Here is a 12,937-nt window from a genome sequence, read left to right as displayed (position 1 = left end):
TACAATATATGAGCGGCAGATTACCGCTCATATATTGTATAATGATGTTTTCTAAGCAACTGTACTGCTGCATCTAATGATATTCTGTCATACATTTCCAGACGTAATACTCCATCTTCAAACTCACGGTTGTGAATGATGCCGATATTTTTAATACTCAGATGATTACTTGCAAGTATTGTAGCAACTGTCGCAATACCACCAGCCTCATCTAAAAGATCTAAATACAGTTCATATATTTCTTTGATCGGACCTTTGTTCGTGATCGCAATTGAATCCCTGTAATCTTTGGCGGACTGAAAATCCTGAAGCAGTGCATCTGCATCAGAAGATAAAATATCGTGTTTGGTTTTCTCTAACATTTCCTCATAGGCATCGATCAGCCGCACGATCTGTTCACTGTTGGACTGGCAGATATTCTGCCACATAACAGGAGAGGAGGAAGCGATTCTGGTCAGATCTTTAAATCCCCCGGCAGCGATCGTCTTCATCGTCTCGTCTGCGTCGTCGGATTTTTTGACAAGGTTGACGAGACTGTATGCGATGATGTGCGGCAGATGGCTGATGGCAGCTGTGGCATAATCGTGTAAATGATAGTCTAATACCAGGGCGACAGCACCTAACTGGGTCACCAGGGAACGAAATTCTTCTAAGCGTTCCGGTGATGTCTTCGTTGTGGGTGTCAGAATATAATATGCATTTTCCAGCAAATATTCATTTGCATTTTTTAAGCCTGTTTTTTCAGAGCCGGCCATCGGATGCCCGCCGATAAAGCAGTCCTCCATTGCGAGGGCAGTCACTTCTTCGTGAATATCTGTTTTGACACTTCCGACATCTGTGATGATACATCCGTTTTTGATATTTCCTTTTAACTGGCGCAGGTATTCGATATTTCTTTTTACCGGTGTGCACAGAAAAATATAATCGCAGTCATAAAAATCTTTGATTTCACATAAATTCTGATTAGAGATCAGATGTTCTCCGTAAGCTTCTGTAATGGTTTTCTGATGACCGGCAGTTGCGATAATGGTTACATCAGGGTAAAGTGTATGAATTTTTTTTGCAATGGACCCTCCGATCAAACCAAGTCCGATAAATCCTATTTTCTGAAACAAATCATGTTCCCCCATAAGTCATTTTGTATATTTAGAAAGTCTTATACATCATATCCACATTTTATGAAAAAGTCAACACGTTAAAGTATAAAAGTGATTGGTTAAAGTATTAAAGTGATTAGTTATTAAATTCCGTGGCACGGCACTGCCAAAAGATTATCATGAAAAAGAAAAACAGAACATTTCCTACGAATATGTACAAATTATGAATATTGTGTAAACAATCAAATGAAAATTGCTAAAAATGTTCAAAATACATACATAATATATAAACAATCCAATGATAATATAATAATAGTTAGTAAATATGAATAAATATATTGTAAAAAAGTGGAAAATTTAGTAAAATATAACCATTAACAACATTCGGTGATGACGAAACAAAATCATCAATGAAAAATGTATGGGAGGATTTGCTATGAACGTTTACACAACTGACAAAATTCGCAATGTGGTTCTCTTAGGCCATGGGGGATCCGGCAAGACAAGTCTTGTCGAGGCAATGGCTTATCTTGCAGGAATGACAACCCGTATGGGAAAAGTTGCAGACGGCAACACGATCAGTGATTACGACAAGGAAGAGACAAAACGTCTTTTCTCCATCAACACTTCCGTGATCCCGGTTGTCTGGGGCGATACGAAGATCAACATCCTTGATACACCCGGATATTTTGATTTTGTAGGGGAAGCAGAAGAAGCAGTGAGCGTGGCAGATGCGGCGATCATTGTAGTTTCCGGTAAGGCAGGGATCGAGGTCGGAACGAAGAAAGCATGGGAGATGTGCGAGAAATACAAACTTCCGAGAATGGTATTCGTAACGGATATGGATATTGACGAGGCAAGCTACCGGCAGGTTGTGGAAGATCTTCAGCAGATGTACGGCAAGCGCATCGCACCGTTCCATCTTCCGGTCAGAGAGAATGGACAGTTTGTCGGATATGTCAATGTGCTGCAGCAGAGAGCCAAGAGATGGAAAGAAGATGGAACCGTAGAAAAGTCTGATGTTCCGGAATACTCCAAAGACAACTTAAATATCTGCAGGGAAGCATTGATGGAAGCTGTCGCTGAGACGAGTGAAGAGTTTATGGAACGCTATTTTAACGGCGAAGAGTTCTCGGAGGATGAGATCCGTCAGGCACTCCGTGTGAATGTGGCAGACGGCAGCATTGTTCCGGTTCTGATGGGTTCCAACACACTGGCAAGAGGAATGTATACATTGCTGGTCGATATTGTGAAGTATCTGCCAAGTCCGGAAAAACGTTCCTGTACCGGTATCAACGCCAAGACGAATGAAGTGTACAGTGCAGATTATGATTTTGCAAAACCAAAGTCAGCTTATGTATGGAAGACGATCGTAGATCCATTTATTGGAAAATACTCCCTGATCAAAGTAAATTCGGGCGTTTTGAAAACGGATGATGTGTTATATAACCATCACAAAGATGTGGAAGAAAAAATTGGAAAACTGTATGTGCTCTGTGGAAACAAACCGGAGGAAGTAAAAGAACTTCATGCAGGTGATATCGGTGCTTTGGCAAAATTAGCAAGCCCGGCAACCACGGATTCCCTTTCCACAAAAGCAAATCCGATTTTGTATATTCGGACCTCAATCTCCACACCATATACTTACATGAGATATAAGGCAGTGAATAAGGGCGATGAGGATAAGATCTCACAGGCTCTCCAGAAACTTATGATGGAAGATCTTACACTGAAAGCAGTCAATGACAGTGAGAATGGTCAGACACTCCTCTATGGAATGGGAGACCAGCATTTGGAAGTTGCAGTCAGCAAACTTTTAAACCGCTACAAAGTGGAAGTTGAACTGAAGAAGCCTAAGATTGCATTCCGGGAAACGATCCGCAAGAAAGCAGATGTGGAGTACAAGTATAAAAAGCAGTCCGGCGGTCACGGACAATATGGACACGTCAAGATGACATTTGAACCATCCGGCGATCTGGAACAGCCATATGTATTTGAACAGACGGTTGTTGGCGGAGCAGTTCCAAAGAACTATTTCCCGGCAGTAGAAAAGGGAATTCAGGAATCCTGTCTGAAAGGTCCTGTCGCTGCATATCCGGTTGTCGGTGTGAAGGCAGTTTTATACGATGGTTCTTATCATCCGGTAGATTCCTCAGAGATGGCATTTAAAACCGCTGCAAAGCAGGCATTTAAGAAAGGCTTCTTAGAGGCTTCCCCGGTTCTCTTAGAACCGATCGCATCATTGAAAGTGGTCGTGCCGGATAAGTATACCGGAGATATTATGGGAGATCTGAACAAGCGGCGTGGACGTGTGCTTGGAATGAACCCGACAGATCATGGTTATCAGGAGATCGTTGCAGATATTCCGTATATGGAATTATTTGGCTATAACACGGATCTTCGTTCCATGACAGGTGGAAGCGGTACATATTCTTATGAGTTTTCAAGATATGAGCAGGCTCCGTCTGATATACAGGAGAAAGAGATTGCTGCAAGAGCAGGCAAAGTAGAGAAACTCGACGAGTAAAGGAGAAGATGTGGATTTATGAAGATCACAAGAAATATTTTCATAATTTTATATGCAATACTTCTTGTGATCAACGATCCACAGGTCGCACGTGCCCATACGATCGAAGGAATCGGAATCTCTCAGGCAGGTATCATTGAAAACAAACCTGTTTATGTTGATCCGTATGAAGAAACCGGTCAGAAGGCATATCATATTACCTATATTCTGAATGGAGGAGAGAACAGCATTTCCAACCGTGAGGTCTATCACGAAAAGGAACTTCCGGTGACACTGGATGTCCCGGTGAAGGAAGGTTATAATTTTGCCGGATGGTATACAGACAGCAGTTATACAAAGAAGGTGACAGAGATCACAAAGAAAAGTCCTTCTGAACTTGTTCTTTTTGCAAAATGGACAAAGACAATCGACAGTTATCTGAACGTTGAGATGTATTCTTATCACACCGGAAATCTGCTTGCGATGAACCAGAAAGAATTAAGACAGTGCAGTTATAATTTTATGGATGAATTATCCATTCCGGGAATGCCTTCCACCAGAGAAAAAGATTATGTAAACAACTATATCAACACAGCAGATATGTGCATGCAGGGACTTTGTTTTACACCGGATTACGTGATCATGACAGCATACACTGAGGATAAAAATGAACCGGGAGCCCTGATGGTATTTGATCGGGAAACCGGAGATTATCTTGTGACACTTGGAATGAAAAAAGACAGTCACCTTGGTGGTGTTGCTTTTGACGGAGAAAATTTATGGGTATGTCACTCTAATTCCAATACACTAGAGCGTATCTCCTATGAATATATCAGGCTGATCGCGGAAGATGCACCTGGTTATTGTATTGATGCATCTGCAATTTCAGATGAATATCATCTGAGAAATACGCCTTCCTGTATCACCTGTTATGGAGGACGTATCTGGGTGGCAACTTACAATAAGATGTTCCGCTCCAAAATGTATGCATACACCTATGACACACAGTTAGACAAATTGGTTGCATTGAGTAATTACAATATTCCATGCAAAGTGCAGGGAATTGCATTTGATTCACAGGGTGCCGTATACTTAAGTACATCGCTTGGAAGAAGCAATTCTTCTTATCTGAAAGTATATTCCTCCCTGATCGCTTTGAACCAGAGCCCGTCAACACCATCCGTTAAGGTGGAGATGCCTCCGTGTTCCGAGGAAATCGCAATTGTGGATAATAACCTTTATGTTTTGTTTGAGTCTGCAAGCTCAAAGTATTTTGAAGGTACAGATGGCAAGGGAACCAGTGTAGCACCAATTGATAAAGTACTAAAAGTGAATGTTGCAACTATCTGGTAAGAAATTGCCAGATGGAAACATGCATCATAAAGTGTATGAGAAAGAAGCGGGCGGCCTCTATTGAGACTGTCCGCTTCTTTCTTTCATGAGCCGGATGATTTTATCTGCTTTTTCTGCTTCCTCAGGTGACATGCTCTGTTTTAATATCGAAATCATAAGTTCTGTTTCAGGCTTTGTGAACTGGATATTCTGCTTTTTGGCGGAGGAGAGCGTTCCGAGCAGAAATGGCATCATGTCTTTCATTTCGGTAGGTTTTTTACTGTTTGCAAAATTCATTAAAAAAGAAAGCTTTTCCGGTGACAGATTCTGAAATACCGGATTGGTTTTAAAAACATCATTTTCCATAGAAAATCCTCTCTGATTTTTTTACAACAAATAAAGGCTGATGGTGTTATCCTGCAAAAATCGTTTCATAGGTTTCAAGCATGGAAAACATATTGGTCAGCATATCAATCGTCTCAAGCTCTTTTGGGGTACAGAAAGGGCGGAGGCTGTTTAAAAGTGACTGTGGGTTGTTTTCCTCTTCCGGCAGGGAACCATGGATAAGACCTGTTTCTTCCTGTGAAAAAATATGAAGCGTTATTTTGAAGTTCACTTATACTTTTATTAATATGGCAAATTGTTTTTTTTTGTGAACTTTTTCATGTATGGAATTACGGTTTTTTAACATCTGGATCTCTCTTGTCTGAGTCATCGTATCGAAAGGGGTAAGTGGTGTAGCTTCGTCCATAAGAATTGCCTTTTCTTTTATTTTATGTGGAAAAAGAAACAATATGCCAGATATGTCGCAAACGGATTTTCGCAGCATAGGATAGAGAGAGGAGGAAAAATGTCATGTTAGTGGTGGAAAATAACAGTGTTTATGAGATAGATGAAGAGTGTCTCAAAAGAAGAAGTGTGCCAGAGGAATGTGAGGTATACAAGAAGATTGTCAGAGAGCGGGAAGTGGCAAAGAACAAAGAGAAAACGGAAAAACCAAAGTAAACGACAAAAAACCACCCAGACCGTGAAGTCTGGGTGGTTTACCGGTCAGGGGAACTTTAGGTCCCCCATTGATGTCTGCCTGCGATTAGCAGAAGCCGTTTCCGTTACCACATCCGCCACAGCAGAGAAGAAGTAAGATGATCCATAAGCAGTCATTTCCACCGCCACATCCGTTGTTGCCACAGAATCCGCCGTTATTACCACAGCAGCAGCTCAATAAAATGATGATCCAGAGAATAGAGTTGCATCCTCCCTCATTACATCCACATCCACCACAGTTTGTTGCAGCTAAATCACTCATGTTAAATCCTCCAAATTTTTCTTACACTGTATCTTATGGAACAGAGGAGAATGTGTTACAGTTTTTGAAAAATAAATTTTTTTTGCTATTGAGATATAAAAATGGGTTTGCTATAGTTAAGTTAATCATAACAATAAAAGTATAAAATAATGATATAGAATCACAACGTACACAGGAGGATGAGGATGGAATTTGTAATGATCGTAGAGCCGGATGAGGTGGGGAGAAAAAGACTTGAGGCAGTTTTCCAGACAGAAAAGCCTTCTTTTTCTTATCAGATTACAGGGAGACCGGAGGAGGCACTGGATATATTAGAACATCAGAAAACAGATGTTTTAGTATGTGAGACGAGTCTTTCCGTACTCAGTGGAAGAGAATTTTTCACCATGGCAAAAATGATCTCGCCGGATACGGTCCGTGTGGCAATGACGAGTGCAGAGCATGTAAAAGACATCCTCTCTTTTCTGAATGAATGTGATATCTACAAATTGATCATGAAACCGTGTGCGTCATTTGCTGATTTTATCGAACCGGTGAATGCGGCATTGGAGTATCACCGCCTGAAAAAACAGGCAGAATCAGATCTTGAGCAGGCAAATATGAATCTCTTTTTCTCGGAGAAGGATTTTGAGAGAATTGAGGAGAGACAAAAGGAGAATGTCATGCTCTATAAGCAGGCAGCAGAGGTTGTCATGACGATGCTGAAGCAGCATTTGACGATAGGGCAGATGGATTCCGTGGGAGAATACATGATGGAACATTATCTGAGGGATCTGCTCGGATATTATCTGGAGACAATGATCCATGAAAATGGTAATTATCTGATGGGGTATAACCGGTTAAAAATGAATTTCATCATGAGGATGCCGGACAAAGTTTCCATATGATAAAGAAAGAAGACTGCGAGATCCCACCGGAGATTTTCCGGAAGATTCTTTTCCTCCTGATGATACTCACAAAAGCATGCAGGCAGATTCTGGGTAAATATGCTGTTTCGGTTACCATGGAGACGGCATCTGAAAAGTTTTTTGTGGTACGTTTCAGTTGTGACTATTCGCAGAATCTCGATAAAAATGGACAGATCATTTACACCGGAGAGAATCAGGAATGTCACAAAGATATTATGGATCTGACAGAAAAAATTACGGACAGTATCGTATATCGTACGGTTTCCCTGGAAAAAGAAAACAGATATATCTTAAACTGTGCGATTGAGCGCAGAAATCATAGAGTGGATTCATAACCCAAAAGCGAACCATAACTAATTGTTATAATAAATATAAGATATTATGCATTGACAAATAGCAGCAAGAGTGCCTAAAATAAAGAAGGTATAATTGTATACAATTATGCATGTGAAAATAGTCAAATATTTTGCATATATATTCGTTTACTATAAGGAGGATGTTATGAGAGAAGTTGTAATGAATCAAAAGACAAATCTATTGCAGTTAGAAGAACATTTCTACCAGTTAGTGGATGTGGAAGAACCAAATGTATTCCATAATCTGTTTCCTTATGATGAAATTCCAAAGATTGCGTTTAATGACCGTATCGTGCCGCATAATATGCCGGAAAATATCTGGATCACAGATACGACATTCCGTGATGGACAGCAGTCAAGGGCTCCTTATACAACGGAACAGATCGTGACCATTTACGATTATTTACATAAATTAGGCGGACCAAAAGGTCTGATCCGCCAGAGCGAATTTTTCTTATACAGTAAAAAAGACCGCGATGCCGTATACAAATGTCTGGAACGCGGTTATAAATTTCCGGAAGTTACAAGCTGGATCCGTGCGAGCAAACAGGATTTCCAGTTAGTCAAAGATATCGGACTTCGTGAGACAGGTATTCTGGTAAGCTGTTCCGATTATCATATTTTCTATAAAATGAAAATGACAAGGCGTGAGGTTATGAACCTCTACTTAAGTGTAATCCGTGAATGTTTAGAGACAGGCATCAGTCCAAGATGTCATCTCGAAGACATCACAAGATCCGATATTTATGGATTTGTGATTCCATTCTGTGTCGAGCTGATGAAACTGATGGATGAATATAAGATACCGATCAAGATCCGTGCCTGTGATACGATGGGGTATGGTGTCAATTTCCCTGGCGCAGTGATTCCGCGGAGCGTACCGGGAATCATTTATGGCCTTACCACACATGCAGGTGTCCCATCCGAATTGATCGAATGGCATGGACACAATGACTTTTACAAGGCGGTCAACAACTCGACTACGGCATGGCTTTACGGTGCAAGCGGTGTCAACTGCTCTCTGTTTGGTATCGGAGAGAGAACCGGAAATACCCCTCTGGAGGCAATGGTATTTGAGTATGCACAGTTAAAAGGCACCTTAGACGGCATGGACACAACGGTGATCACAGAGCTTGCAGAGTATTTTGAAAAAGAATTAGGTTATGTACAGCCAAGCCGCACACCGTTTGTCGGAAGTAACTTTAATGTCACAAGAGCCGGTATCCATGCAGACGGTCTGTTGAAAAATGAGGAAATTTACAACATTTTTGATACGGGAAAATTTTTAAACAGACCACCACTTGTATCCGTATCCAATACATCCGGTCTGGCAGGAATTGCATTATGGATCAATTCTTATTATCATCTGCCAAAGGAAAAAGGCGTCGATAAGAATTCAGAACTTGTTAAGATGGTAAAAGTATGGGTAGACAAGCAGTATGAGGAAGGCCGTGTGACCGTTTTGACAGACAATGAGTTGGTAGAAGAGATCGGTAAGTGCTGTAAGAAATTAAAGATAGATACTTTGGAGAGATAATTATGGGAGAAGACAATTACTCCTTGGGTTCGAGAGTCTTTCATATGATAAGGGAGAACATTCTTTCCGGTAAATATGAGAGAGACGAGGAACTGAAGGAGAAATCAATCGGTGAGGAACTCGGCGTCAGCAGAACCCCTGTGAGGGAGGCACTGCGTCAGCTGGAACTCGAAGGTCTGGTCACGATCATTCCTAATAAAGGCGCTTATGTGGTTGGCATATCCCAGAAAGATATCAAAGATATTTATGAGATCAGAAGCCGTCTGGAAGGATTGTGTGCTAAGTGGGCTGCGGAGAATATCACGAAAGAACAGTTGGATGAGTTGGAGGAAAATATTTTTTGTCTGATTTTCATGCAGCAAAGGGCAACGCAGAACAGATGGTTGAGCTAGACAATAAGTTCCACGAGATTTTATATACCGCAAGTGGCAGCCGGGAATTACGGCATGTGCTTTCCGATTTTCATCACTATGCCCAGCGTGTCAGAAAGATCACTCTTTCCGATAAGAACAGGGCAGTGGATTCAAATAATGAACACCGCAAGATTGTGGAGGCATTGAAACAGCATGATGCACAACTGGCAGAAACGCTTGCAAACCAGCACATTATGAAAACCATTGAGAATATGGATCACTATGGCTGGGATAATTTGTTAAAAAAGTAACATTTGTGAGATTCATGAAAACAAGGCAGAAAGGAAAAATAAGCGATGGAAAAAATTAAAATGACAACCCCATTAGTAGAGATGGATGGAGATGAGATGACCAGAATTCTCTGGAAGATGATCAAAGATGAATTATTAACCCCTTTTATCGACCTTAAAACCGATTATTATGATCTGGGATTAGAGTATCGTAACGAGACAGACGATCAGGTGACGATTGATTCTGCAAATGCAACAAAGAAATACGGTGTTGCCGTAAAATGTGCAACGATCACTCCAAATGCAGCACGTGTCAAAGAGTACAATTTAAAAGAAATGTGGAAGAGTCCGAACGGAACGATCCGTGCAATCTTAGATGGAACAGTTTTCCGTGCACCGATCGTTGTAAAAGGAATTGAACCATGTGTGAAAAACTGGAAAAAACCGATCACAATCGCACGTCATGCTTATGGTGATGTTTACAAAGCATCTGAGATGAAGATTCCGGGACCTGGTAAATGTGAGCTTGTATACACTGCTGAGGATGGAACAGAGACAAGAGAACTGATCCATAATTTCACAGGTGCAGGTGTGGTACAGGGACAGCACAATCTGTGCAATTCCATTGAAAGTTTTGCAAAAAGCTGCTTCAACTATGCTTTAGATACAAAGCAGGATCTGTGGTTTGCAACCAAAGACACCATTTCCAAAAATATGACCATACATTTAAAGACATTTTCCAGGAAATCTTTGACGCAGAGTATAAGGAAAAATTTGAAGAAGCCGGAATCACCTATTTCTATACATTGATCGATGATGTGGTTGCACGTGTCATGAAATCGGAGGGCGGCTATATCTGGGCTTGTAAAAACTATGACGGGGATGTCATGAGCGATATGGTATCCAGCGCATTTGGTTCTCTTGCCATGATGACTTCCGTGCTTGTCTCTCCACAGGGATATTATGAGTATGAGGCTGCACATGGAACCGTACAGCGCCATTATTACAAACATTTAAAGGGTGAGGAGACATCCACAAACTCTGTCGCAACGATTTTTGCATGGACAGGAGCCTTGAGAAAACGTGGCGAGATCGATGGCATCAAAGAATTGCAGGATTTTGCAGATAAATTAGAAAAAGCTTGTATATCTACCATTGAGAGTGGTAAAATGACAAAAGACCTTGCGCTCATTACAACATTAGAGCATCCGACTGTGTTAAACAGTGAGGATTTCATCAAGGCAATCCGAACCACATTAGAAGGAATGTTATCATTATGATTTTATCTTGTCAGAATATCTCAAAGTCATTCGGGACTGACGAAATTTTAAAAAATGTAAGTTTTCATATTGAAGAAAATGAAAAAGCAGCGGTTGTCGGCATCAATGGTGCCGGCAAATCTACGCTGCTTAAAATAATTATGAAACAGGAAAATCCGGACGAGGGGGAAGTGACGCTCGCAAAAGATAAAACGATCGGTTATCTTGCCCAATATCAGGATGTTTCCGGCCACCATACGATCTATGAGGAAGTATTAGATTCTAAACGCGACATTATCGAGATGGAGGAACGGCTGCGTGATATGGAAACGCAGATGAACACACTCTCCGGGGAAGCATTAGAGCAGCTTTTAGATACTTACCATAAATTAAGCCATGAATTTGAACAGGTGAACGGATATGCATACCGCAGTGAAGTGACCGGTATTTTAAAGGGGCTTGGATTTACTGAGGAGGAGTTCGACAAGAAAATGAGCGAACTCTCCGGCGGACAGAAAACCCGTGTATCTCTTGGAAAACTGCTTGTGACAAAGCCGGACATCCTGCTTTTAGACGAGCCGACCAACCATCTGGATATCGAGTCAATCCGATGGCTGGAAACTTTTCTGATGAATTACAAGGGAGCTGTTTTAATCGTATCGCATGACCGGTATTTCTTAGACCGCGTCGTGAGTAAAGTGGTGGAGATTTTTCAGCACAAGGGTTATGTTTATCAGGGGAACTATTCGGATTATGCAAAGAAAAAGGCAGCAATCCGTGCAGCCATGATCAAGCAGTACTATAATCAGCAGCGTGAGATCCGGCATCAGGAAGAAGTGATCGCAAAACTGAAATCTTTTAACCGCGAGAAGTCAATTAAGCGGGCAGAGAGCCGTGAAAAACTGCTGGATAAGATCGAACGCATTGAGAAGCCGACCGAGGATAACACAGATATCCGGATTGTGTTAGAGCCGAATGTGGTCAGTGGAAATGATGTTTTAAAAGTGGAAGGGCTTGCCAAGGCATTCCCGCCATTACAGCTTTTTTCGGGAATTAATTTCGAAGTGAAACGCGGGGAGCGTGTAGCATTAATTGGAAATAACGGAACTGGTAAAACAACGATCCTTAAGATTATCAACGAGCTGATCTCCCCGGATGCGGGAACGGTAACACTTGGAAGCAATGTACATATTGGTTACTATGACCAGGAACATCAGCAGCTTCACATGGAGAAAACCATTTTTGATGAGATTGCGGATGATTATCCAAATCTGAATAACACGAAAGTGCGCAACGTTCTGGCAGCTTTTTTATTTACAGATGATGATGTCTATAAGCGGATTGAGGATTTGAGCGGTGGTGAGAGAGGACGTGTTGCACTGGCAAAATTAATGCTTTCCGATGTGAATTTTCTGATCCTCGATGAGCCGACCAACCATCTGGACATCACCTCAAAAGAAATTTTAGAGGAAGCACTAAAAAGTTATACTGGAACAGTATTTTCGTATCGCATGACCGTTATTTTATTAATCAGACTGCAACACGTATTCTGGAACTGACCGGAGAGACGGTTGTGAATTATATCGGCAACTATGATTATTATCTGGAAAAACATGACCAGATGGTTGCGTTATATGTCAAAAAGCCGGAGGATGAGGCACAGACAGAGGCTTCTGTGAAAGAGACTGCCCAGAAGGTGGACTGGCAGACACAGAAGGCAGAACAGGCACGGATCCGCAAGATAGAGAATGCCCTGAAAAGGGCAGAGGAAAAGATTGCGGAGCTGGAAGAGAAAATTGCTTCGATCGATGCGGAATGTGCAAAGCCGGAAGTGGCTGTGAACTCTGCAAAGTTAGGAGAACTGACGAAACAGCAGAGTGAGTATCAGGAAGAATTAGAAAAGCAGTATGAAGTGTGGGAAGAACTTTCCATGGAGCTGGACGCGTAAAAATCTGGAAAATGTGGTGATACGGCAGATAAATTTACTCTGTTA

Annotated in this window: 10 protein-coding genes and 3 pseudogenes; 9 read left to right on the top strand and 4 right to left on the bottom strand. The window is 41.5% G+C overall.

Annotated features, from left to right (window positions below):
• Positions 1 to 20: 20 nt before the first annotated feature.
• Positions 21 to 1,130, bottom strand: a complete 1,110-nt coding sequence (locus ROSEINA2194_RS16650) for a prephenate dehydrogenase (RefSeq protein ID WP_009860843.1) — start codon at positions 1,128 to 1,130, stop codon at positions 21 to 23.
• Between the two features lie 403 nt (positions 1,131 to 1,533).
• On the opposite strand from ROSEINA2194_RS16650, the gene ROSEINA2194_RS16645 reads away from it, so the two are divergent.
• Both ROSEINA2194_RS16645 and ROSEINA2194_RS16640 read left to right on the top strand, forming a co-directional pair.
• Positions 1,534 to 3,624 (top strand): elongation factor G, encoded by a 2,091-nt coding sequence (locus ROSEINA2194_RS16645; protein ID WP_044928638.1) that lies wholly within the window; start codon positions 1,534 to 1,536, stop codon positions 3,622 to 3,624.
• A gap of 18 nt (positions 3,625 to 3,642) precedes the next feature.
• Entirely contained in the window at positions 3,643 to 4,956 is a 1,314-nt protein-coding gene (locus tag ROSEINA2194_RS16640; RefSeq protein ID WP_009860841.1) for an InlB B-repeat-containing protein, read from the top strand.
• A 57-nt stretch (positions 4,957 to 5,013) separates the two neighbouring features.
• Here the strand turns inward: ROSEINA2194_RS16640 and ROSEINA2194_RS16635 are convergent, their stop codons facing one another.
• Complete coding sequence (locus ROSEINA2194_RS16635) at positions 5,014 to 5,301, bottom strand: hypothetical protein (RefSeq protein ID WP_009860840.1); 288 nt, start codon at positions 5,299 to 5,301, stop codon at positions 5,014 to 5,016.
• 46 nt (positions 5,302 to 5,347) lie between these two features.
• On the bottom strand, positions 5,348 to 5,551 hold the full coding sequence (locus ROSEINA2194_RS22335) for a hypothetical protein (protein WP_009860839.1): 204 nt from the start codon (positions 5,549 to 5,551) through the stop codon (positions 5,348 to 5,350).
• Between the two features lie 239 nt (positions 5,552 to 5,790).
• On the opposite strand from ROSEINA2194_RS22335, the gene ROSEINA2194_RS21365 reads away from it, so the two are divergent.
• Positions 5,791 to 5,940 carry a hypothetical protein gene (locus ROSEINA2194_RS21365; protein WP_009860837.1) on the top strand — a complete coding sequence of 50 codons (150 nt, stop codon included), beginning with the start codon at positions 5,791 to 5,793 and terminating at the stop codon, positions 5,938 to 5,940.
• Positions 5,941 to 6,025: 85 nt separating this feature from the next.
• Here ROSEINA2194_RS21365 and ROSEINA2194_RS16625 read toward each other — a convergent pair whose 3' ends face one another.
• Complete coding sequence (locus ROSEINA2194_RS16625; RefSeq protein WP_021922704.1) at positions 6,026 to 6,241, bottom strand: hypothetical protein; 216 nt, start codon at positions 6,239 to 6,241, stop codon at positions 6,026 to 6,028.
• Between the two features lie 185 nt (positions 6,242 to 6,426).
• On the opposite strand from ROSEINA2194_RS16625, the gene ROSEINA2194_RS16620 reads away from it, so the two are divergent.
• The 6 genes and pseudogenes from ROSEINA2194_RS16620 to ROSEINA2194_RS16595 all read left to right on the top strand — a co-directional run bounded on the left by ROSEINA2194_RS16620 (position 6,427) and on the right by ROSEINA2194_RS16595 (position 12,892).
• Complete coding sequence (locus ROSEINA2194_RS16620) at positions 6,427 to 7,128, top strand: response regulator (protein ID WP_044928636.1); 702 nt, start codon at positions 6,427 to 6,429, stop codon at positions 7,126 to 7,128.
• Positions 7,125 to 7,484: a hypothetical protein gene (locus ROSEINA2194_RS16615; protein ID WP_009860834.1), complete on the top strand. Its 360-nt coding sequence runs from the start codon at positions 7,125 to 7,127 to the stop codon at positions 7,482 to 7,484. Before ROSEINA2194_RS16620 ends, ROSEINA2194_RS16615 begins: the two co-directional genes overlap by 4 nt.
• A 166-nt stretch (positions 7,485 to 7,650) precedes the next feature.
• Positions 7,651 to 9,042, top strand: a complete 1,392-nt coding sequence (locus tag ROSEINA2194_RS16610) for a hydroxymethylglutaryl-CoA lyase-like TIM-barrel protein (protein ID WP_044928634.1) — start codon at positions 7,651 to 7,653, stop codon at positions 9,040 to 9,042.
• Positions 9,043 to 9,044: 2 nt separating this feature from the next.
• A pseudogene (locus tag ROSEINA2194_RS23690) lies at positions 9,045 to 9,706 on the top strand (GntR family transcriptional regulator).
• Between the two features lie 45 nt (positions 9,707 to 9,751).
• A pseudogene (locus tag ROSEINA2194_RS23685) lies at positions 9,752 to 10,965 on the top strand (NADP-dependent isocitrate dehydrogenase).
• Positions 10,962 to 12,892 (top strand): annotated as a pseudogene (locus tag ROSEINA2194_RS16595) (ABC-F family ATP-binding cassette domain-containing protein). Before ROSEINA2194_RS23685 ends, ROSEINA2194_RS16595 begins: the two co-directional pseudogenes overlap by 4 nt.
• Positions 12,893 to 12,937: the final 45 nt, after the last annotated feature.

It is taken from the genome of Roseburia inulinivorans DSM 16841, from assembly GCF_000174195.1.
GTDB classification, from domain to species: domain Bacteria; phylum Bacillota; class Clostridia; order Lachnospirales; family Lachnospiraceae; genus Roseburia; species Roseburia inulinivorans.
The sequence above is the reverse complement of the archived record's forward strand: the minus strand, read 5'-3'. Positions and strand labels throughout refer to the sequence as shown.

Excerpts from the sequence above, each read along its gene's own strand:
- ROSEINA2194_RS16640 (WP_009860841.1), top strand. The coding sequence starts at position 3,643 with ATGAAGATCACAAGAAATATTTTCATAATTTTATATGCAATACTTCTT.
- ROSEINA2194_RS16615 (WP_009860834.1), top strand. The coding sequence starts at position 7,125 with ATGATAAAGAAAGAAGACTGCGAGATCCCACCGGAGATTTTCCGGAAG.
- ROSEINA2194_RS16620 (WP_044928636.1), top strand. The coding sequence starts at position 6,427 with ATGGAATTTGTAATGATCGTAGAGCCGGATGAGGTGGGGAGAAAAAGA.
- ROSEINA2194_RS21365 (WP_009860837.1), top strand. The coding sequence starts at position 5,791 with ATGTTAGTGGTGGAAAATAACAGTGTTTATGAGATAGATGAAGAGTGT.
- ROSEINA2194_RS16645 (WP_044928638.1), top strand. The coding sequence starts at position 1,534 with ATGAACGTTTACACAACTGACAAAATTCGCAATGTGGTTCTCTTAGGC.
- ROSEINA2194_RS16635 (WP_009860840.1), bottom strand. The coding sequence starts at position 5,301 with ATGGAAAATGATGTTTTTAAAACCAATCCGGTATTTCAGAATCTGTCA.
- ROSEINA2194_RS16610 (WP_044928634.1), top strand. The coding sequence starts at position 7,651 with ATGAGAGAAGTTGTAATGAATCAAAAGACAAATCTATTGCAGTTAGAA.
- ROSEINA2194_RS16625 (WP_021922704.1), bottom strand. The coding sequence starts at position 6,241 with ATGAGTGATTTAGCTGCAACAAACTGTGGTGGATGTGGATGTAATGAG.
- ROSEINA2194_RS16650 (WP_009860843.1), bottom strand. The coding sequence starts at position 1,130 with ATGGGGGAACATGATTTGTTTCAGAAAATAGGATTTATCGGACTTGGT.